This is a genomic window from Pseudomonas sp. CK-NBRI-02, assembly GCF_008124495.1.
GTDB lineage: Bacteria > Pseudomonadota > Gammaproteobacteria > Pseudomonadales > Pseudomonadaceae > Aquipseudomonas > Aquipseudomonas guariconensis.
Genome location: NZ_VSJH01000017.1, coordinates 209330 through 230667, shown reverse-complemented (window position 1 = coordinate 230667; position 21338 = coordinate 209330). Strand labels below are relative to the sequence as shown.

Here is a 21338-nt window from a genome sequence, read left to right as displayed (position 1 = left end):
GCAAACTATGAATATCCTTGGTTCCTCTCATGACGCTTGATGCACTGCACATGAAGATCAGCAGCGGCATGGTCGTGGCCGCCCGCCACTGGCGACGCATCTGCCAGGCGGCCCTGACGGGCTACGGCATCTCCGAAGCCTGCGCTGTGCCACTGCTGATGATCGTGCGCCTGGGCGATGGGGTGCACCAGGTCGCGGTGGCCCAGGCCGCCGGCCTGGAAAGCCCGTCGTTGGTGCGCCTGCTCGACCAGCTGTGCAAGGCCGGGCTGGTATGTCGCAGCGAAGATCCCCTGGACCGCCGTGCCAAGGCCCTGAGCCTGACCAAGGAGGGCCGCCGTCTGGCCGAGTCGATCGAAGAAGAGCTGGTGCGCCTGCGCCGACAGGTGTTGCGCGGGATCGACCAAGCCGACCTGGAGGCCACCTTGCGGGTGATCCAAGCCTTCGAAGACGCCAGCCAAGTCGCACCGGGCGGGCTTGCATGAACGGCTTCTTCAGTTCGGTCCCACCGGCCCGCGATTGGTTCTATGGCGTGCGCACCTTCGCCGCTTCGATGATCGCCCTGTACATTGCCCTGCTCATGCAATTGCCACGTCCCTACTGGGCCATGGCCACGGTGTACATCGTCTCGAGCCCCTTCGTCGGGCCGACCAGCTCCAAGGCGCTGTATCGCGCCTTGGGCACGTTGCTGGGTGCCGGCGGGGCGGTCTTGCTGGTGCCGCCTTTGGTACAGTCGCCAGCGCTGCTCTGCGTCGCCATTGCCTTGTGGACCGGCACGCTGCTGTTCCTGTCGCTGAACCTGCGTACGGCCAACAACTATGTGCTGATGCTGGCCGGCTATACCTTGCCTATGATCGCCCTGGCTGTGGTCGACAACCCGCTGGCGGTGTTCGATGTGGCCTCCTCCCGAGCCCAGGAAATCTGCCTGGGCATCGTCTGCGCGGCGGTGGTCGGCGCGATCTTCTGGCCGCGCCGCTTGGCGCCGGTGGTGCTCGGCTCGGCCAACAGCTGGTTCCACGAGGCGATTCGCTACAGCGACACCTACCTGGCCCGCGAAGTCGCCTCCGACAAGGTCGCCGGCATGCGCGCCTCGATGGTCGCCACCTTCAACAGCCTAGAGATGATGATCGGCCAGCTCGGTCATGAAGGCACCGGCCCCCATACCCTGAAAAATGCCCGGGAGCTGCGCGGACGGATGATCCACCTGCTGCCGGTGATCGATGCCCTGGACGATGCGCTGATCGCGCTGCAAAGCCGCGCCCCGGCCCAGTTCGCTCAGCTCCAACCACTGCTGGCCGAAACCCGCACCTGGCTAGAAGGCACCGCCCAAGACGCCTCGCTGGCCCGCTGGACTGCCCTGCACGAGCAGCTCGAGCGCCTGCAGCCCAGCGCAGCCGCACTGGACCAACGCCAGCAATTGCTGCTCTCCAACGCCCTTTACCGACTGAGCGAATGGATCGACCTCTGGCAGGACTGCTGCGCGCTGCAGCACGCCTTGCGCAAGGATGATGCCACGCCATGGCGTGCGGTGTACCGCCACTGGCGCCTGGGCCGGCTGACGCCGTTCTTTGACCGCGGGCTGATGCTCTACTCGGTGTTTTCCACTGTCACCGCGATCATCGTCGCCAGTGGCTTGTGGATCCTGCTCGGTTGGAACGATGGTGGCAGCGCGGTGATCCTCGCCGCCGTGGCGTGCAGTTTCTTCGCCGCCATGGATGACCCGGCACCACAGATCTATCGGTTCTTCTTCTGGACGCTGATGTCGGTGATTTTCTCCAGCGTCTACCTGTTCCTGGTGCTGCCCAACCTGCACGACTTCCCGATGCTGGTGCTGGCCTTCGCCGTGCCGTTCATCTGCGTCGGCACCCTGACCGTGCAGCCGCGTTTCTACCTCGGCACCTTGCTGACCATCGTCAACACCGCCACCTTCATCAGCATCCAGGGCGCCTACGACGCCGACTTCCTGACCTTCATCAACGCCAACCTGGCGGGCCCTGTGGGGCTGCTGTTCGCCTTCATCTGGACCCTGCTGCTGCGACCGTTCGGCGTGGAGCTGGCGGCCAAGCGCCTGACCCGCTTCAGTTGGCAGGACATCGTCGAGATGACTCAGCCCGCGACCCTGGCCGAGCATCGCCATGTCGGCGTGCAGATGCTCGATCGCCTGATGCAGCACCTGCCGCGCCTGGCCCAGACCGGCCAGGACAGTGGCGTGGCGCTGCGCGATCTGCGTGTGGGCCTTAACCTGCTGGACTTGCTGGCCTACATGCCGCGGGTCGGCCAGGGGCCTCGCAAGTGCCTTCAGACCGTGGTGGAGGAGGTGGGCGCCCATTACGCCCAGTGCCTGCGTGCCAAGGAGCGCCTGCACGCCCCGGCGGCGTTGCTGCGTAACATGGAGCGCGCCCGCCAGGCGCTGGCCCTGGATGCGCACGACAACGACCGAGGCGATGCCCGCGCGCACCTGTTGCATGCCTTGAGCGGCCTGCGTCTGGCGCTGTTGCCGGGCGTCGAGGTGATGCTCGAACCGGCCGACCAACCGCAATTGCCCCCGGGCATCGATGGAGCCCCACTGTGATCGGTGATCTGGATATCAGCGGGGTATTTCTGCCCACGCTGCTGGTGATGATGGTCTTCACCTACCTGTTGTTCCTGGGCGTGCACGCCGTGCTGGTGCGCCTTGGGTTCTACCGCCTGGTCTGGCACCGGGCGTTGTTCAACGTTGCCCTTTACGCCGTGCTCCTTGGCGCGGTGGATCACTTTTGTCGAAACCTGATGCTGCCATGAAAAAACCGTTGTTGACCTTGGGCCGAGTGGTCCTGACATTGCTGGTAGTGACCTTCGCGGCCGTGCTGGTTTGGCAGATGGTCGTGTACTACATGTTCGCGCCTTGGACGCGTGACGGGCACATTCGTGCTGACGTGATCCAGATCGCCCCGGACGTATCGGGGCTTATCCAGAAGGTCGAAGTGCGCGACAACCAGATGATCAAGCGCGGCGATGTTCTGTTCACCATCGACCAAGATCGGTTCACCCTCGCCCTGCGCCAGGCCAAGGCGACCCTGGCCGAGCGCCAGGAAACCCTGGCCCAGGCCTCCCGTGAGGCGCAGCGCAACCGTAAATTGGGCAACCTGGTGGCGGCCGAGCAGTTGGAGGAGAGCCAGTCGCGTGAGGCACGCGCTCGTTCGGCGGTCAGCGAGGCCCAGGTGGCGGTGGACACGGCCCAGCTCAACCTCGACCGTTCGGTAGTGCGCAGCCCAGTGGACGGCTACCTCAACGACCGCGCGCCGCGTGCTCATGAATTCGTCACCGCCGGGCGGCCAGTGCTGTCGGTGGTCGACAGCGCCTCGTACCACGTCGATGGCTATTTCGAAGAGACCAAGCTCGGCGGTATCCACATCGGCGATGCCGTGGACATCCGCGTGATGGGCGACAACACCCGGCTGCGAGGCCATGTGCAGAGCCTGGCGGCGGGCATCGAGGATCGAGACCGCAGCAGCGGCGCCAACCTGTTGCCCAACGTCAACCCGGCCTTCAGCTGGGTGCGCCTGGCCCAGCGGATCCCGGTGCGTATCGCTTTCGATGACGTGCCAGAAGACTTCCGCATGATCGCCGGGCGTACCGCCACGGTGTCGATCATCGAGGGCCAGCGGCCATGAAACAGCTGATCCTGGCGGGGCTGTGCCTGTCCCTGGGCGCCTGCATGATGGTCGGCCCGGACTACGAAGTGCCCAAGGACGCCGCTGTGCAGCGCAGCGACCTCAACGGCCCGCTGCGCCAGGACGCCGACAGCGTGGTCTCGGCGCCGGTACCAGACGACTGGTGGCAGCTGTACCAGGATCAGCGCTTGAACGAGCTGGTGCGCCAGGCCCTGGCGGCCAACACCGAGCTACGCGTCGCGGCGGCCAACATCGCCAAGGCTCGTGCCCAGGTGGAAGTGGCCGAGTCCCAGGGTGGCTTCAACGGTGGGGTCAAGCTCGGCGCCCAGCGGCTGCAGGAATCCGGCGAAGCTTTCCTGCTGCCGGAAAAGGTGCCGGTGGCCAACATCGGCGAGGCGATCATCAGCGCCAGCTACCAGTTCGATCTGTGGGGCACCTTCAAGCGTGGCACCGAGGCCGCCAAGGCCAATGCCGACGCGGTGCAGGCCGCGGCCGATACTGCGCGCATCACCCTGGTGGCCGACGTGGTCAAGGCTTACACCCAGGTGTGCTCGGCCAACGAGGAGTACCACATCGCCCGTGAGTCCCTCGACCTGCAGGAACAGAGCGTGCAACTGAACCAGCGCCTGCGCGACGCTGGCCGCGGGGATGAAACCCAGGTCACCCGTTCGCAGACCCAGTTCAAATCCTTGCGCGCCGAGCTGCCGCGCTTCAAAGCCGAGCGTGAGGCTGGCCTTTACACCCTGGCGGCCCTGCTGGCCAAGCCGGTCGAGCGGCTGCCGGCCGGCACCGCTGACTGCGCGGAGCTGCCACACATCACCCAGTTGCTTCCGGTAGGCGATGGCGCTGCGCTGCTCAAGCGCCGCCCCGACGTGCGCCAGGCCGAACGTCAGCTCGCCGCCGCCACCGCCGCCATCGGCGTGGCCACCGGTGCGTTGTATCCGGACATCAGCATCGGCGCCCAGGTCGGCACCATCGGTATCCTTGAAAACCTCGGTGACCCGTCGACCAACCGTTGGGGCTTCGGCCCGCAGGTCAGCTGGACGATCCCCACCAACGGCACCCGGGCGCGCATACGCATGGCCGAGGCCTCGACCCAGGCGGCGTTGGCGCATTTCGATGGCGTGGTACTCAATGCCATCCGCGAAACCCAGACCCGCCTGGCCCAGTACAGCGCGTTGCTGGAGCGCCGCGACGCCCTGGCCGACGCCGAGCGCTCGGCGAAGGAGTCGGCGGACCAGACTCACCTGCGATACCAGGTGGGACGCGAGTCGTTCCTGGCCGATCTGCAGGCGACCCGCACTTATACCGATGTGCGCGCGCAGCTGGCTGCTGCCAATACACAGGTGGCCATGGGGCAGATCGGGGTGTTCCTGGCCTTGGGCGGTGGATGGCAGGGCGCGGCGGCCAAGCCTTGAGGACCCATACGCGAGCGTCATGATCAAGGGCAACGCCCTCGGCGCGGCGCAAGTGTCGTCAGTTTGTCACAAGATTTTTCATGAAATCCGCCCACGAGCCTTGAGCGAAAGGGAGTGGAAGTGAACAATGTTCTCTTTCGTATTTACCGCGAGAGTGGCCATGATGTTCCCCTTCCGTCTGCTCGCCTGGCTGCCCGCCTTGTTGCTCGGCCCGATACTGGCGCTGAGCAGCACCCCGGCGCTGGCCGAATCCCCCGCCGAGGCTGCCAAGGCGTTGCACCTGCTCGACTACATCGGCGCCGACTACCCACCGACCGTGCACGACGGCAAGGTGGTGGATGCGGGTGAATACCGCGAGCAGCAGGAGTTCAGCGCCGTCCTGGCCGAAGTGCTCAAGGCCCTGCCGGACAATCCTGAGCGTAACGGGCTCGAACAGGGCGTGCAGGCACTGCGTCAAGCCATCGACCAACGCCAGGAGGGTGCAGTCGTCGCCAAGCAGGCCCGCCAGCTGGGCGCACGACTGGCGGTGGCTTATGAAGTCAGCCAGGCGCCGATCATCACCCCCGATCCGGCCCGTGGCGCCTCGCTGTACGCACAGAACTGCGCCATCTGCCACGGTGATACCGGTGCCGGCGATGGCCCGGCGGGCCTGGGGTTGGAGCCGCCGCCGGCCAACCTGCGCAGTGTCGCGCGCCTCGACCAGCTGAGCCTGTTCGATCTCTACAACACCCTGGCGCTGGGCATCGAAGGCACCGAGATGCCGTCGTTCGCCGACCAGCTCGATGAACGTCAGCGCTGGGATGTGGCCGCCTACGTGGCGAGCCTCACGGCCGACCCGCAGGCCGCCAAGGGCGACAAGACCTGGAACTTGGCCGACCTGGCGCGCCAGACCCCGGCCGAAGTCGCTGTCAGTGAAGGCGCCGAAGCCGTGCTCGCCTTCCGCGCCCAGCGTGCCCAGCCGCCGCAGGTCAAGCGTGGCCCTGCGCAGTTGCTCGAGTACACCGCCAGCACCCTGGACAAGAGCCTGGCCGCCTACCGCGAAGGCGACCATGACCAGGCTTATGACCTCTCGGTAGCGGCCTACCTCGAAGGCTTCGAGCTGGTCGAAAGCTCCCTGGATAACATCGACACCCTGGCACGCAAGGACACCGAGAAAGCCCTGATGGCCTATCGTCAATCGCTTCAGGACGGGCTGCCGGTCGCCCAGGCCGAGCAGCGCCTGGCCGAGGCCAAGGCCAAGCTCGACGGCGCCGCCAAGCTGCTGGGCGGCGATGGGCTGAGTTGGTCGCTGAGTTTCGTTTCCGGCCTGTTGATCCTGCTGCGTGAAGGGCTCGAGGCCATCCTGGTGCTGGCGGCGATCCTGGCCTTCTTGCGCAATACCGGCCAGCAATCGGCAGTGCGCAGCGTCAATCTCGGCTGGGGCCTGGCGCTGGTCGCAGGCTTCGCTACCTGGGCCCTGGCGGCCTACGTGATCGACGTCGGTGGTGCTCAGCGCGAGCTGCTCGAAGGCTGTACGGCGTTGTTCGCCGCGGTGATGGTGCTGTGGCTGGGCGTGTGGATGCACGACCGTCGCCACGCTGCGGCCTGGCAGGACTACATCAAGAGCAGCCTGGTCAGCGGTGGTGGGCGCTTCGGCTTTGCTGTACTGGCGTTCTTCTCGGTGTACCGCGAGTTGTTCGAGGTGATCCTGTTCTATGAAACCCTGTGGCTGCAGGCCGGCCCAGCGGGCCACAACGCCGTGCTGGCCGGAGGGGCTACTGCGCTGGTGCTGCTGGTGGGCCTGGCCTGGGTGATCCTTCGTGGCTCGGCCAAACTGCCGTTGTCGCTGTTCTTCGCGATCAATGCGGCCTTGCTGTGCGTCTTGTCGGTCGTGTTCGCCGGGCATGGCATCAAGGCGCTGCAGGAAGCCGGCGTGTTGGGCACGCGGCCCGTGGCGTTCTTCGAGTTCGACTGGCTGGGCATTCATGCCGATGCCTATTCACTCGGCGCGCAGGCGCTGGCATTGCTGGCGATCATGTTCCTCTATGGGCGGTCACGCCTGGCCGAGAAGCGCCGGATCGCGGCGAGCTGAAAGCCGCTCCCGCAGGCATACTGTGAACCTGTGGGAGCGGCCTTGGGCCGCGATTGGAGGGTCAAGCCCTCCCCAACGATTTCGAGGAAACACCTGCAATGCGTGTATGGATCGATGCCGACGCCTGTCCCAAGGCGGCCAAGGACCTGATCGTCAAGTTCGCCCTCAAGCGCAAGTTCGAGGTGGTGCTGGTGGCCGGCCAGGCCCAGATCAAGCCGGCGTTTGCCTGTGTTCGGCTGATCGTGGTGCCCAGCGGCATGGACGCGGCCGATGACTATCTGGTGGAAAACGCCGTGCCGGGCGAGCTGGTGATCTGCAGCGACGTGCCGTTGGCCGATCGCCTGATCAAGAAGGGTGTGTCCGCCCTCGACCCGCGTGGGCGTGAGTTCGATGAGCGCAACATGGGCGAGCGCCTGGCGGTGCGCAACCTGTTCACCGAGCTACGCGAGCAAGGGCAGGTCGGGGGAGGGCAGGCGCCTTATGGCGAGCGGGAGAAGCAGGCATTCGCCAATGCCCTGGACCGGATGCTCACCCGGCTGTCGAAGGTGTGACGAACAGCCCCCAAGGGTTGGATGGGTATCCGACTGCTTGGGGGCGGAGCTGGTCAATCGTTCTCGTGGGTCAGCTCCAGCACTCGATCCACCAGCTTGTAGATACCGCTGGCCGCCTCGCTGATGGACGTGGCCAGCATGTAGGCGGGTGTGGTCACTAACTTGCGTTGGGTGTCCTCGACGATGTCGTGCACATCGCACTCCTCGTGGGTACCGCCCATCTTCACCACCGCCGCGCTGGTATCGGCGTCGGTACCGATGGTGCAGACCACGCCCGGGCCGTAGATCTTCGCCGCCAGCGCCGGGGAAATGCAGATCAGACCCACCGGCTTACCCGCCTCGGCGAACGCTTCGGCCAGTGCCAGCACGTCCGGATTGACGGTGCAGTTGGCGCCCTCGACGGCAAAGTTGGACAGGTTCTTCGCCGCGCCGAAGCCACCCGGGACGATCAGTGCGTCGAAGTCCTCGGCCCTGGCTTCGCGGATGTCCTTGATCTGGCCGCGAGCGATGCGCGCCGACTCCACCAGCACGTTGCGCGATTCAGGCATGGGCTGGCCAGTGAGGTGATCGATCACATGCATCTGGGCGATGTTGGGCGCGAAGCACTGCACCTGGGCGCCGCGCTGATCGAGGCGCAGCAGCGTGATCACGCTTTCGTGGATCTCGGCGCCGTCGTAGACGCCACAGCCGGAAAGTATCACCGCAACTTTTTTCGTCATGCTCATTACTCCAGTGTCGAGGCGCTAAATGTCCTCTAGTTTGGCAGATGTCGCCATAGGGTTTCCCACGCACGAGGCCTAATCTTTGGGGATAACCCCGGAGATGCTTGTCCATGGACCTGATTCTGCTGGCCGTGCCGTTCTTTTTCGTGCTGATCGCCGTGGAGCTGATTGCCGACCGCGTGCGTGGTCAGCGCAACTACCGGCTGGCCGATGCGATCAACAGCCTGAGCACGGGCGTGCTGTCGACCAGCACCGGCCTGTTGACCAAAGGCGTGGGGCTGGTGAGCTACGCCCTGGCCTGGGAATATCTGGCCTTCTCGCGCCTGCCGGGGGACGCCTGGTGGACCTGGCTGCTGGCTTTCGTGCTGTACGACTTGTGCTACTACTGGCTGCACCGCCTGGGACATGAGCGCAATATTCTCTGGGCCGCCCATTCGGTGCATCACCAGAGCGAGGAGTACAACCTCACCACCGCCCTGCGCCAGACCAGCAGCGGCTTCATCTTCTCCTGGATCTTTTACCTGCCCCTGGCGCTGATCGGCGTGCCACCGCTGGTGTTCGTTACCGTGGCCTCGCTGAATCTGCTCTACCAGTTCTGGGTGCACACGCGGCACATCCCCAAGCTGGGCTGGCTCGAATGGGTGCTGATCACGCCGTCCAACCATCGCGTCCACCATGCGCAAAACCCTCTGTACTTGGATCGCAACTACGCAGGCGTGTTCATTCTCTGGGATCGACTGTTCGGCACCTTCCAGGAAGAGGACCCTCGTGAACCGGTGGTGTTCGGCGTGACCACACCGCTGGCCAGCTGGAATCCGCTGTGGGCCAACCTGCAGTTCTATGCTCAGCTTTGGGAGGATGCCAGGCGTACCCACTCGCTGCGGGACAAACTGCGTATTTGGTTCATGCCCACCGGCTGGCGTCCGGCTGACGTCGCGGCACGTTATCCACAGGCCAAGCCGGACCTGGCGCGGTTTCACAAGTTCGAGATTCCGTTGGGGCGAAGGTCACAGGTTTACGTCGTGGCGCAGTTTGCAGCCTACGTTGCCTTGGGCAGCTACCTCATGCAGGTGGCCGAACAGGTGCCCACGGCCGGCCTCGTGCTGGGCTGGACAGTCATGGCGTTTGGTTTGTTCGTGCTCGGCGCTGCACTCGAGAATCGGCCTTGGGCCAGGCGCCTGGAGCTGGCACGACTGACATCGAATGCACCGGCGCTGTACCTGGCCGGTGCCATGGGCTTAGGGCCGGTCACGCCCTTGGGGTGGCTCCTGCTCCTGGGATACAGCGTTGCCAGTCTCTGGGGTCTGACCCGCTGCGGCTGCCTTGCGCTCGGCGCGCAGGGTGCGGAACCGGCGGCGCAACCAGAGCAGGCCACCGAGCGCCAGCAGGCCGCCGAGCACCCATAGCTCGTACTTCTTCACATTGCCCAGCATGCCTTCGAGGATGGCGCCGAAGTGGTACGCCGCGGCGCCCAGGGCCAGGGCCCAGACCGCTGCGCCGATGCCGTTGAGCAACAGGTAGCGCCGGGGTGGGTAGCCGGACAGACCTATGGCCACGGGCATGACCGTGCGCAGGCCGTAGACGAAGCGAAAACTCAGGACCCAGATGTCCGGATGGCGGCGGATGTGGTCAAGTGCCCGGTCGCCCATGGCTTGCCAGCGTGGTTTGCGCGCGAGGATGGCCCGGCCGTGACGGCGGCCCATGAAGTACCACAACTGGTCGCCGGCATAGCTGCCGAAGAACGCTGTGATCACCACCAGATTGATGTCCATGTATCCGCGGAACGCAAGGAAGCCCGCAAGAACCAGGATGGTCTCGCCTTCAAAAAACGTGCCGAGAAAAAGGGCAAAGTAGCCGAAATCCTGCAGGAATTGTTGAAGCATTTTCTGGGGTGCTAGCGAAATGAACGCGCAGCCTACCCCTTCGCGCGCGTTCGGGAAAGTGTCCAAATGTGTCTCGACGTGAACAATTCCTACAGGAAAGGTCGCTTTGGCCTCTGGTCAAAGGGTTGCCCAATACTGTCATCCCAGCGTCATAATGGCGGCTTATAACTGTCGCGCCAGCCCGCGTGCGCGGGCCCAGGAGTCTGCCGTGAGCGTTGCCCCGTTCATCCTCCTTCCTCTTGCCACCAGGCTGCGCAGCGACCGTCGGGATGCGTTTTCCACCAGGATCCTCTCCCTCGATGTACCGCTGGAAGCTGCGCAGGACTGGTGCCGCTTCAAACGGGCAGGCGCCGATGGCATCCTGACCTCTTTTCGCTGCCCGCGCCGCTCAATTGTCGAGAGGGCAGTCACGCCCTCCAGGAACGTCAGATGAACAATGAAGTGCTAACACCTGTCGCGATCAAGGATGCCCAGGCGGTTCCCGAAGAAATGGTGCAGACCCCGCCGGATCTGCCACCAGCAGCCGAGCCTGCGGCCGAAGCTGTCGCGCCTGCGCCCGCGCCTGCCATCGCCATTCCGAGCCTGGACGACAGCAGCCTGTACATTCATCGCGAGCTTTCGCAGCTGCAGTTCAACATTCGGGTGCTCGAGCAAGCGCTGGACGAATCCTACCCGCTGCTCGAGCGCCTGAAATTCCTGTTGATCTTCTCCAGCAACCTGGACGAGTTCTTCGAGATCCGCGTGGCGGGCCTGAAGAAGCAGATCACCTTCGCCCGCGAGCAAGCCGGTGCCGACGGCCTGCAGCCGCACCAGGCGCTGGCGCGCATCAGCGAGCTGGTCCATGGCGAGGTCGAACGCCAGTACGCGATCCTCAACGACGTGCTGCTGCCGGAGCTGGAGAAACACCAGATCCGCTTCATTCGCCGCCGGCACTGGACGACCAAGCTCAAGACCTGGGTACGTCGCTACTTCCGTGACGAAATCGCGCCGATCATCACCCCGATCGGCCTGGACCCGACCCACCCCTTCCCGCTGCTGGTCAACAAAAGCCTGAACTTCATCGTCGAGCTCGAAGGTGTCGATGCCTTCGGCCGAGATTCGGGTCTGGCCATCATCCCGGCACCGCGCCTGTTGCCGCGGGTGATTCGTGTGCCGGAAGACGTCGGTGGCGCCGGGGACAACTTCGTGTTCCTGTCCTCGATGATCCACGCCCACGCCGATGACCTGTTCCAAGGCATGAAGGTCAAGGGCTGCTACCAGTTCCGCCTGACCCGTAACGCTGACCTTGCGCTGGATTCCGAGGATGTCGAAGACCTGGCGCGGGCTCTGCGCGGCGAACTATTCTCGCGCCGCTACGGGGACGCTGTGCGCCTGGAAGTGGCCGACAATTGCCCTAAACACCTGTCGGACTACCTGCTCAAGCAGTTCAGCCTGAGCGAGAGCGAGCTGTACCAGGTCAATGGCCCGGTCAACCTGACCCGGTTGTTCAGCATCACCGGCCTGGACAGCCACCCTGAGCTGCAATACACCCCATTCACCCCGGCGATTCCGAAGATCCTGCAAAACGCCGACAACATCTTCAGCGTGATCGGCAAGCAGGACGTGCTGCTGATGCACCCGTTCGAGTCCTTCACCCCGGTGGTCGACCTGCTGCGCCAGGCCGCCAAGGATCCGCACGTGCTCGCCGTGCGCCAGACCCTGTACCGCAGCGGCGCCAACTCCGAGATCGTCGACGCCCTGGTGGATGCGGCGCGCAACGGCAAGGAGGTCACGGCGGTGATCGAGCTGCGTGCGCGCTTCGACGAAGAGTCCAACCTACAGATGGCCAGCCGTCTGCAGGCTGCGGGTGCCGTGGTGATCTATGGCGTGGTCGGCTTCAAGACCCACGCCAAGATGATGTTGATCCTGCGTCGTGAACAGGGCGAGATCGTGCGCTATGCCCACTTGGGCACGGGCAACTACCACGCCGGTAATGCGCGCCTCTACACCGACTACAGCCTGCTCACGTCCGACGATGCGCTGACCGAGGACGTCGGCAAGCTGTTCAGCCAGCTGATCGGCATGGGCAAGACCCTGCGTATGAAGAAGCTGCTGCACGCGCCGTTCACCCTGAAAAAGGGCATGCTGGACATGATTGCCCGGGAAACCCAGTTCGCACTGGAAGGCAAGCCCGCGCACATCATCGCCAAGTTCAACTCGCTGACCGATGCCAAGGTCATCAAAGCCTTGTACAAGGCCAGCCAGTCGGGCGTGCGCATCGATCTGGTGGTCCGCGGTATGTGCTGCCTGCGCCCAGGGATTCCGGGGGTTTCACACAATATCCAGGTGCGCTCGATCATCGGTCGCTTCCTGGAGCACACGCGGGTGTTCTACTTCCTCAATGGCGGCGAGGAGCAGATGTTCCTGTCCAGCGCCGATTGGATGGAGCGCAACCTCGACAAGCGCGTCGAGACCTGCTTCCCGGTGGAAGGTAAAAAGCTGGTGCTGCGGGTCAAGAAGGAGCTCGAGGGTTACCTTACCGACAACACCCACGCATGGATCCTGCAGCCGGACGGCCGCTACGTGCGCAGCACGCCGACCGGCAACCAGAACCCGCGCAATGCCCAGGCCGCCCTGCTCGAGCGCCTGAGCAATCCGGTTCTCAACGTACGCTGAGGATGAAGTTGACCCGGGCCAGCCACTGCGCCTCGTTGGCGAAGTCGGCCTGGGTCAGCTGGTTTTCTTCCAGCCAGCCCTGCGGGAATACCACTTCCAGGTTGTCCTCGCCTGCCTTGAGCTCCACCTTCGGCATCTGCTGTGTACCGCGGATGTGGTGGAACAGGATGGCGAAGCGCAGCAGCACGCACAGACGGATCAACTGCACGCCTTCATCGCCGAACTCCGCGAACTTGTCCTTGGGAATGTTACGGCGGTGGCCACGAACCAGCAGGGCCAGCATCTGCTGGTCCTCGCGGGAGAAACCAGCCAGATCGGAGTGTTCGATCAGATAGGCGCCATGCTTGTGGTAGTGGTAGTGGGCGATATCCAACCCGACCTCGTGCACTTTCGCCGCCCAGCTCAGCAGGTCCCGCCAGTTGCCTTCTTCCAGGCCCCAGGCCTTGGCCACTTGGTCAAACGCATGCAGCGCCTTGCGTTCGACACGTGCCGCTTGGCCTTGGTCGACGTGGTAGCGCTCCATCAGCGAATTCAGGGTGCGCTCACGAACGTCCTCGTGATGGTGACGGCCTAGCAGGTCGTACAGTACGCCTTCGCGCAGGGCGCCGTCACAATGGTCCATGCGTTGCAGTTCGAGGGCGTCGAAGATCGCCTCGAGAATCGCCAGGCCTGCTGGGAAGATCGCGCGACGATCCGGCTTGACGCCTTCGAAATCGATTTTGTCGACCTCGCCGAGCTTGAACAATTTGCGCTTGAGCGCCGCCAGGCCTTCGGCGTTGACCTCGCCACTGCCCATGCCGTTGGCCTTGATCGCCGCGCCAATGGCACGGATGGTGCCAGACGAGCCGATGGCTTCGTCCCAAGTCAGGCGATGCAGGGCGTTCTCGATGCTCATCAACTCCAGGCGTGCGGCGGTATAAGCCTGGGCGTAGCGTGCGGGGGTGATCTTTCCGTCGCGGAAATATCGTTGGGTGAAGCTGACGCAGCCCATCTGCAGGCTCTCGCGCAGCAGCGGCTCGAAGCGCTGGCCGATGATGAACTCGGTGCTGCCGCCGCCGATGTCGGCGACCAGGCGCTTGCCCGGGGTATCGGCCAGCGTGTGGGAGACGCCCAGGTAGATCAGGCGCGCTTCCTCGCGGCCGGAGATGACCTCGACCGGATGGCCGAGAATGGCTTCGGCGCGCAGGATGAATTCGTTGCGGTTTCGTGCTTCGCGCAGGGCGTTGGTGCCGACGATGCGAACGGCGCCCTGGGGCATGCCGTTGATCAGTTGCGAGAAGCGCTTGAGGCATTCGAGGCCCCGCTGCATGGCTTCTTCGCTCAACTGACGCTCTTCACTGATGCCGGCGGCCAGCTGCACTTTTTCCCCGAGCCGCTCGAGAATGCGGATTTCACTGTGGTGGGCCTTGGCCACGACCATGTGGAAACTGTTGGAGCCAAGGTCGATGGCGGCGATCAGAGACAGGTTCTTCGCGGTGGTATGCGGCATGATCTCGATGTTCTCGGTCGATAACCCGCCAATCCTGCCATGATCCATGGCTTGCGCCAACGCATGACAATTGTCGGGATTGATGCAGGGCAATGTGCCACTCGATGCTATGACAGTGATGTGACAGTTTCGATTCGTGGCGTCTTGCACAACTATAGTTACACTCAATCGTGCGCGACTTCCTGTAGGACGTAGGTGCAGCTATGATGGGCAACGTTTTTTATTGCTTACGACCTTGGAGATTTCCATGAGCGACAAAATCAAACACGTCACCGACGCCAGCTTCGAAGCCGACGTACTGCAGGCTCAAGGCCCGGTGCTGGTCGACTACTGGGCTGAATGGTGCGGCCCATGCAAGATGATCGCTCCGGTCCTGGACGATATCGCGGCTACCTACGAAGGCAAGCTGACCGTCGCCAAGCTGAATATCGACGAAAACCAGGAAACCCCTGCCAAGCATGGCGTGCGTGGTATCCCGACCCTGATGCTGTTCAAGAACGGCAACGTCGAAGCGACCAAGGTCGGCGCCCTGTCCAAGTCCCAGCTGGCCGCGTTCCTCGACGCCCACCTGTGATGTGAAAAGCCCCGCACATGCGGGGCTTTTTTCTGGGCCCAAGCGCTTGTGAGTGCAGGATTGCCCGCGAATTCGAGGGTGAAGCCACGGCTGCCTTCACAGGTAAACCGGTTCCCACGAGGCGCGATTTACCCAGTCAAAACCCCTAGACGTCGAAAAAAGCAAGTGTTACATTCGGCCTCGCACTGTTTCTCCAGTGCCCTCTGCACGCCGTCGCCGAAGCATCCCTAATTCGAATCAGTACGCGATCCTGTCGCCATCTAGCGGCGCGGCCTCATTAAGCCAACGCTTAATTCTCCCTTCTTACATGATTACGTCACTCCCCTTATGAACCTGACTGAACTCAAGCAAAAGCCGATTACCGATCTTTTGGAAATGGCCGAACAGATGGGCATCGAAAACATGGCCCGTTCGCGCAAACAGGACGTGATTTTCGCCCTGCTGAAGAAGCATGCGAAAAGCGGCGAAGAGATCTCGGGTGACGGCGTGCTGGAGATTCTCCAGGATGGTTTCGGTTTCCTGCGTTCGGCGGATGCCTCCTACCTGGCCGGCCCTGACGATATCTACGTCTCGCCCAGCCAGATCCGTCGCTTCAACCTGCGCACTGGTGACACCATCGTCGGCAAGATCCGTCCGCCGAAGGAAGGGGAGCGTTACTTCGCCCTGCTGAAAGTCGACACCATCAACTTCGACCGCCCGGAAAACGCGAAGAACAAGATCCTGTTCGAGAACCTGACGCCGCTGTTCCCGAACGAGCGCCTGAAGATGGAAGCCGGCAACGGCTCTACCGAAGACCTCACTGGCCGTGTCATCGACCTGTGCGCTCCGATCGGTAAAGGCCAGCGTGGCCTGATCGTCGCTCCGCCGAAAGCGGGCAAGACCATCATGCTGCAGAACATCGCGGCCAATATCACCCGCAACAACCCCGAGTGCCACCTGATCGTCCTGCTGATCGACGAGCGCCCGGAAGAAGTGACCGAGATGCAGCGCACCGTACGCGGCGAAGTGGTCGCCTCGACCTTCGACGAGCCGCCGACCCGTCACGTGCAGGTTGCCGAGATGGTCATCGAGAAGGCCAAGCGCCTGGTCGAGCACAAGAAAGACGTGGTCATCCTGCTCGACTCCATCACCCGTCTGGCCCGTGCCTACAACACCGTCATTCCGAGCTCCGGCAAGGTCCTGACCGGTGGTGTCGACGCCCACGCCCTGGAAAAGCCAAAGCGATTCTTCGGTGCGGCGCGTAACATCGAGGAAGGTGGTTCGCTGACCATCATCGCCACCGCGCTGGTCGAAACCGGCTCGAAGATGGACGAAGTGATCTACGAAGAGTTCAAGGGCACCGGCAACATGGAGCTGCCGCTGGACCGTCGCATTGCCGAGAAGCGCGTATTCCCGGCCATCAACATCAACAAGTCCGGTACCCGTCGCGAAGAGCTGCTGACCGCCGACGACGAACTGCAGCGCATGTGGATCCTGCGCAAGCTGCTGCACCCGATGGATGAAGTTGCCGCCATCGAATTCCTGGTCGACAAGCTCAAGCAGACCAAGACCAACGACGAGTTCTTCCTGTCGATGAAGCGCAAGTAAGCGCTGTAGATCAGGATGTAATTGGGGCCGCCTCGTGCCCCTTCGCGGGTAAATCCGCTTCCACAGGTTTCGTGCGATTCTGGTGGAAGCAGGTTTACATGCGAAGGGCTGCGAAGCGGCCCCAAGTCATTTTTGCCCCCAACAAAGCCTTGAACGGCGCTACACTCTGCAACCCCGATCGATACGGCCAACACGAGGCTTCTGCATGCAGTATCGCGACTTGCGCGACTTCATCCGTGGCCTGGAACAGCGCGGTGAACTCAAGCGCATCCAGGTTCCGATCTCCCCCATCCTGGAAATGACCGAAGTCTGCGACCGCACCCTGCGCGCCAAGGGCCCGGCGCTGCTGTTCGAAAAGCCCACCGGCTTCGACATGCCTGTGCTGGGTAACCTGTTCGGTACGCCGGAGCGCGTGGCCATGGGCATGGGCGCCGAGTCGGTCGATGAGCTGCGTGAAATCGGTAAGCTGCTGGCCTTCCTCAAGGAGCCCGAGCCGCCGAAAGGGCTCAAGGACGCCTGGTCCAAGCTGCCGATCTTCAAGAAAGTCGTGTCCATGGCGCCGAAGGTCGTCAAGGACGCGGTGTGCCAAGAAGTCGTGGTCGAGGGCGAGGACGTCGACCTCACCCAGCTTCCGATCCAGCACTGCTGGCCGGGCGATGTGGCGCCACTGATCACTTGGGGCCTGACCGTCACCCGCGGCCCCAACAAGGATCGCCAGAATCTCGGTATCTACCGCCAGCAGCTGATCGGCCGCAACAAGGTCATCATGCGTTGGCTGAGCCACCGTGGCGGTGCGCTGGACTACCGTGAATGGTGCGAGAAGCACCCCGGGCAGCCATTCCCCGTGGCCGTTGCCTTGGGGGCGGATCCGGCGACCATCCTCGGTGCCGTGACCCCCGTGCCGGACACGCTCTCCGAATACGCCTTCGCAGGCCTGCTGCGCGGCAATCGCACCGAGCTGGTCAAATGCCGTGGCAGCGACCTGCAGGTGCCGGCCACTGCCGAGATCATTCTCGAAGGGGTGATCCACCCAGGTGAAATGGCCCCGGAAGGGCCGTATGGCGACCACACCGGTTACTACAACGAGGTGGACAGCTTCCCGGTCTTCACCGTCGAGCGCATCACCCACCGGCAAAAGCCGATCTACCACAGCACCTACACTGGCCGTCCGCCGGATGAGCCGGCGATCCTGGGCGTGGCGCTGAACGAAGTGTTCGTGCCGATCCTGCAGAAGCAGTTCCCGGAGATCGTCGATTTCTATCTGCCGCCGGAAGGTTGCTCGTACCGGATGGCGGTGGTGACCATGAAAAAGCAGTATCCAGGGCACGCCAAGCGCGTGATGCTGGGTGTGTGGTCGTTCCTGCGACAGTTCATGTACACCAAGTTCGTTATTGTCACCGACGATGACATCAACGCCCGTGACTGGAGCGACGTGATCTGGGCCATCACCACGCGCATGGACCCCAAGCGTGATACGGTGATGATCGACAACACGCCGATCGACTACCTCGACTTCGCGTCGCCGGTATCGGGCCTGGGGTCGAAGATGGGCCTGGATGCCACGCACAAGTGGCCGGGCGAGACTACACGCGAATGGGGGCGTGCCATCGTCAAGGACGAGGCCGTCACCCGCCGTATCGATGAGCTGTGGGATCAGTTGGGAATAGATTGATGCAGGTAACGTTGCAGCCGTCCGGAGCGGTACTGGCCGTCGAGCCCGGAGAACGGATTCTGGATGCGGCCCGGCGTCTGGGTTATGACTGCCCCAACAGCTGCCGCAACGGCAATTGCCACGTTTGCGCCGCGCTGCTGGTAGAAGGGCGGGTGCGCCAAGAAGGTGAAGTTCGCGATCATGGCGAGCTGTTCACCTGCATCGCCGAGCCGCTGGAGGACTGCGTGGTGCTCTGGGATGGTGTGCTGGCCCTGGGTGAGTTGCCGGTGCGCAAGCTGGCCTGCACCTTGAGTGAGTGCGTCGAGGTTGGTGGCGACGTCTGGCGCGTGCGCCTGCGCGCCCCCGCCGGCAAGGCGCCGCGCTATCACGCCGGACAATACCTGATGATCGAACGTGAGGGAGCCGACAAGGCGGCCTTCTCCCTGGCATCGGCCCCCCATGGCGGTCGTGACCTGGAGCTGCATGTGCTGGCGCGTGAAAACAGCGCCCGGCAACTGATCAGCCAGTTGCAGCGCGACGGCGTGGCACGCATCGAGCTGCCGTTTGGCGACGCGCACCTGGCCGAATTGCCGGACGGGCCGCTGGTATTGATCGCCGCCGGTACCGGCATGGGCCAGATGCACAGTCTGATCGAGCATTGCCGCGCCCAAGGCTTCAAGCATCCGGTTCACCTGTATTGGGGCGTGCGTCGACCCGAGGACTTCTACCAGATCGAGCATTGGTCCGAATGGGAGCAGTTGCCGAATCTTTTCCTGCACAAGGTGGTGAGTGATCTGTGCGGTTGGGAAGGACGCTGTGGGCTGTTGCATGAAGCGGTCTGCGAAGATATCGCTGACTTGAATCAGGTGCATGTCTATGCCAGCGGTTCGCCCACCATGGTCTACGCGACTCTGGATGCGTTGGTCGAGGCCGGTATGGATGCGCATCGCATGCGCGCCGATGTTTTCGCCTACGCACCGCGGGCCTGAAACAGCACACGGCACACCGCAAAGGTGTGCCGTTTTTAATAACCGAAGTGTGCCATTCGTATTATAAGGCGCTCATTGTTGCCGCCGCGGTTAATAACTTTCACTCTACTCGGAACAATACCTGTCTGTTATCCGCAAAGGCAGATGAATACTGGGCTCACGCAATACTTGACTTGAGTTCCGGACACTTTCTGCCGTACGGTAATTCCAGCGAGGCGTCACGGCTTTTACAGTGACAGCCTTCGGTAGTTTACGGGGAATAATGGCGGCAGCATGATGTCGACACTTGAAAGTTCGTCGTGGCAGGTGACTTATCCTCCTTCGCTGGATTTCGGTCAGCAGTTGACCGAAGAGCAGTTGCATCACTCCATGAAACTGACCATGTCGCGTCACGAAGGTGGACCGGTGTGGTTGTTCGCCTATGGTTCGCTGATCTGGCGGCCGGAATGCAATTCGGTCGAGCGCCAGCGGGCGCGCGTGCATGGGTACCACAGGGGCCTGTATCTATGGTCCCACGAGCATCGTGGCACGCCCGATTGCCCGGGGCTCGTGTTCGGCCTGGACCGTGGTGGCTCGTGCAGCGGTTTTGCCTATCGCCTGGACGAGAACAACCTGGATGACTCGCTGATGGCCCTGTGGCAACGCGAGATGCCGTACCCGGCTTACCGGCCGCACTGGCTCAACTGCCGGTTGAGCGACGGCAGCAAGGTGCAGGCCCTGGGTTTTGTGCTGGAGCGGCATCTGCCGTGCTATGCCGGCAATCTGCCGGACGCGTTGCTCAGTCAGATTCTGGCCAGTGCCAAAGGGCGCTATGGCAGTACCCGGGACTATGTCGAACAGACGCTCAACGCCTTGCGCAGCCACCAGATGCCCGATCGCAATTTGGAAGCGCGGTTTCGCAGGTGCCATAACCTGCGCGAGGTGTAAGAAACGCCCGTTCCCCATCAAGTGCTTGCGACTCTCGGGGGCTTGCCGTCCGTGGGCAGGCCTCGCCCAGCCCCCCTATTTGGTCAGCACCACCAACTTGCCCACAGCCTTGCGCTGCGCCAATCGCTCGATGGCTGCACCGGCTTCTGCCAGCGCATAGGTTTGCGACACCAGCGGTTTGAGCTTGCCCTCGGCATGCCAGACGAACAACTGGCGGAAGTTGGCTGCGTTGTCCTCGGGCTGGCGCTGGGCGAAAGCGCCCCAGAACACGCCCAGCACTGCGGCGCCCTTGAGCAATGCCAGGTTCACGGGTAACTGGGGGATGGTCCCGCTGGCAAAGCCCACCACCAGTAGTCGACCGTTCCAGGCCAGACCGCGTACGGCCTGCTCGAACAGTTCGCCACCCACCGGGTCGTAGACCACATCCACGCCCTTGCCCCCGGTCAGGCGCTTGATTTCATCCTTCAGGCTGGCCTGGCTGTAGTCGATCAGCTCATCGGCTCCGGCAGCCTTGGCGACGGCGAGCTTCTCGGCGCTGCTGGCTGCGGCGATCACCCGGGCGCCCATGGCTTTGCCGATCTCCACGGCGGCCAAGCCCACGCCGCCGGATGCACCGAGCACCAATAGGGTTTCGCCGGCCTTGAGCTGGCCGCGCTGGCGCAGAGCATGCATCGAGGTGCCATAAGTCATGCCGAACGCTGCAGCGGTGGCGAAGTCCATCGACACGGGAATCGGCAGCACGTTATAGAAGGGCACGGCGACCTGCTCGGCGAAGCTGCCCCAGCCGGTCAGTGCCATGACCCGGTCGCCGACCGCGAAGGCGCCGGCCTTATCCCCGACCGCCGCTACCACGCCGGCCGCTTCACCCCCAGGGGAGAACGGCAGCGGTGGCTGGAACTGGTACTTGCCCTCGATGATCAAGGTATCGGGAAAGTTGACGCCGGCGGCATGAACCTCCAGCAGAAGCTCGTTCTTCTTCGGTACCGGGCTTGCCACCTCCTCCAGCACCAGGTTTTGCGCAGGGCCGAGGGTTTTGCACAACACTGCTTTCATCGGGGCTATTCCTTTGCGTGCGTTGGCCGATAAGTGTAGGAGGGGCACAGGACGGGTCAACGAGCATGCCCCGCCCTGATGGGGCGGCATAAGCCCGGGCTTGGGTTTGAGCGATGTG

General features: G+C 63.4%; 18 protein-coding genes and 1 pseudogene. 15 read left to right on the top strand and 4 right to left on the bottom strand.

Annotated features, from left to right (window positions below; genetic code table 11):
• Positions 1–29 precede the first annotated feature (29 nt).
• The 7 genes from DQ397_RS14425 (at position 30) to DQ397_RS14395 (ending at position 7690) form a co-directional block, all read left to right on the top strand.
• A complete protein-coding gene (locus DQ397_RS14425; protein ID WP_043212113.1) occupies positions 30–482 on the top strand; it encodes a MarR family winged helix-turn-helix transcriptional regulator in 453 nt (150 codons plus the stop codon).
• A complete protein-coding gene (locus DQ397_RS14420) occupies positions 479–2569 on the top strand; it encodes an FUSC family protein (RefSeq protein WP_043212116.1) in 2091 nt (696 codons plus the stop codon). Before DQ397_RS14425 ends, DQ397_RS14420 begins: the two co-directional genes overlap by 4 nt.
• On the top strand, positions 2566–2778 hold the full coding sequence (locus DQ397_RS14415; RefSeq protein WP_043212118.1) for a DUF1656 domain-containing protein: 213 nt from the start codon (positions 2566–2568) through the stop codon (positions 2776–2778). The genes DQ397_RS14420 and DQ397_RS14415 overlap by 4 nt, the downstream gene beginning before the upstream one ends.
• Positions 2775–3650: an HlyD family secretion protein gene (locus DQ397_RS14410; protein WP_043212120.1), complete on the top strand. Its 876-nt coding sequence runs from the start codon at positions 2775–2777 to the stop codon at positions 3648–3650. The genes DQ397_RS14415 and DQ397_RS14410 overlap by 4 nt, the downstream gene beginning before the upstream one ends.
• On the top strand, positions 3647–5068 hold the full coding sequence (locus tag DQ397_RS14405; protein WP_043212122.1) for an efflux transporter outer membrane subunit: 1422 nt from the start codon (positions 3647–3649) through the stop codon (positions 5066–5068). The genes DQ397_RS14410 and DQ397_RS14405 overlap by 4 nt, the downstream gene beginning before the upstream one ends.
• A gap of 127 nt (positions 5069–5195) precedes the next feature.
• The gene (locus tag DQ397_RS14400) at positions 5196–7139 is read left to right on the top strand and encodes a cytochrome c/FTR1 family iron permease (RefSeq protein ID WP_043212123.1); all 1944 of its coding nucleotides are present in this window, start codon (positions 5196–5198) and stop codon (positions 7137–7139) included.
• A 98-nt stretch (positions 7140–7237) separates the two neighbouring features.
• Entirely contained in the window at positions 7238–7690 is a 453-nt protein-coding gene (locus tag DQ397_RS14395) for a YaiI/YqxD family protein (RefSeq protein WP_043212125.1), read from the top strand.
• A 53-nt stretch (positions 7691–7743) separates the two neighbouring features.
• On the opposite strand, the gene elbB is transcribed toward DQ397_RS14395, so the two are convergent.
• Positions 7744–8409, bottom strand: a complete 666-nt coding sequence (elbB, locus tag DQ397_RS14390) for an isoprenoid biosynthesis glyoxalase ElbB (RefSeq protein ID WP_043212126.1) — start codon at positions 8407–8409, stop codon at positions 7744–7746.
• Positions 8410–8522: 113 nt separating this feature from the next.
• Between elbB and DQ397_RS24755 the strand changes: the two are divergent.
• Positions 8523–9149, top strand: a pseudogene (locus DQ397_RS24755) (sterol desaturase family protein); the annotation flags it as partial.
• A gap of 501 nt (positions 9150–9650) precedes the next feature.
• On the opposite strand, the gene DQ397_RS14380 reads toward DQ397_RS24755, so the two are convergent.
• A complete protein-coding gene (locus DQ397_RS14380; RefSeq protein ID WP_178113789.1) occupies positions 9651–10295 on the bottom strand; it encodes a DedA family protein in 645 nt (214 codons plus the stop codon).
• 208 nt (positions 10296–10503) lie between these two features.
• Between DQ397_RS14380 and DQ397_RS14375 the strand changes: the two genes are divergently transcribed.
• Together DQ397_RS14375 and ppk1 are read left to right on the top strand one after the other, a co-directional pair.
• Positions 10504–10728: a hypothetical protein gene (locus DQ397_RS14375; RefSeq protein WP_043212130.1), complete on the top strand. Its 225-nt coding sequence runs from the start codon at positions 10504–10506 to the stop codon at positions 10726–10728.
• The gene (gene ppk1 / locus DQ397_RS14370; protein WP_043212132.1) at positions 10725–12950 is read left to right on the top strand and encodes a polyphosphate kinase 1; all 2226 of its coding nucleotides are present in this window, start codon (positions 10725–10727) and stop codon (positions 12948–12950) included. Before DQ397_RS14375 ends, ppk1 begins: the two co-directional genes overlap by 4 nt.
• Here the strand turns inward: ppk1 and ppx are convergent.
• Positions 12937–14439: an exopolyphosphatase gene (gene ppx, locus DQ397_RS14365; RefSeq protein WP_043212175.1), complete on the bottom strand. Its 1503-nt coding sequence runs from the start codon at positions 14437–14439 to the stop codon at positions 12937–12939. The two genes, ppk1 and ppx, sit on opposite strands and share 14 nt — an antisense overlap.
• 247 nt (positions 14440–14686) lie before the next feature.
• On the opposite strand from ppx, the gene trxA reads away from it, so the two are divergent.
• From trxA to DQ397_RS14340, 5 genes are all read left to right on the top strand, one after another.
• Positions 14687–15013 (top strand): thioredoxin TrxA, encoded by a 327-nt coding sequence (trxA, locus tag DQ397_RS14360; protein ID WP_012274768.1) that lies wholly within the window; start codon positions 14687–14689, stop codon positions 15011–15013.
• A 327-nt stretch (positions 15014–15340) separates the two neighbouring features.
• Positions 15341–16600 (top strand): transcription termination factor Rho, encoded by a 1260-nt coding sequence (gene rho / locus DQ397_RS14355; protein ID WP_043212134.1) that lies wholly within the window; start codon positions 15341–15343, stop codon positions 16598–16600.
• 205 nt (positions 16601–16805) lie between these two features.
• On the top strand, positions 16806–18272 hold the full coding sequence (gene ubiD, locus DQ397_RS14350) for a 4-hydroxy-3-polyprenylbenzoate decarboxylase (protein ID WP_043212135.1): 1467 nt from the start codon (positions 16806–16808) through the stop codon (positions 18270–18272).
• Positions 18272–19240: a CDP-6-deoxy-delta-3,4-glucoseen reductase gene (locus DQ397_RS14345; protein WP_043212136.1), complete on the top strand. Its 969-nt coding sequence runs from the start codon at positions 18272–18274 to the stop codon at positions 19238–19240. The genes ubiD and DQ397_RS14345 overlap by 1 nt, the downstream gene beginning before the upstream one ends.
• A 276-nt stretch (positions 19241–19516) precedes the next feature.
• Complete coding sequence (locus tag DQ397_RS14340; RefSeq protein WP_043212177.1) at positions 19517–20167, top strand: gamma-glutamylcyclotransferase; 651 nt, start codon at positions 19517–19519, stop codon at positions 20165–20167.
• Between the two features lie 75 nt (positions 20168–20242).
• Here DQ397_RS14340 and DQ397_RS14335 read toward each other — a convergent pair whose 3' ends face one another.
• The gene (locus tag DQ397_RS14335; protein ID WP_043212138.1) at positions 20243–21220 is read right to left on the bottom strand and encodes an NADPH:quinone oxidoreductase family protein; all 978 of its coding nucleotides are present in this window, start codon (positions 21218–21220) and stop codon (positions 20243–20245) included.
• Positions 21221–21338 lie beyond the last annotated feature (118 nt).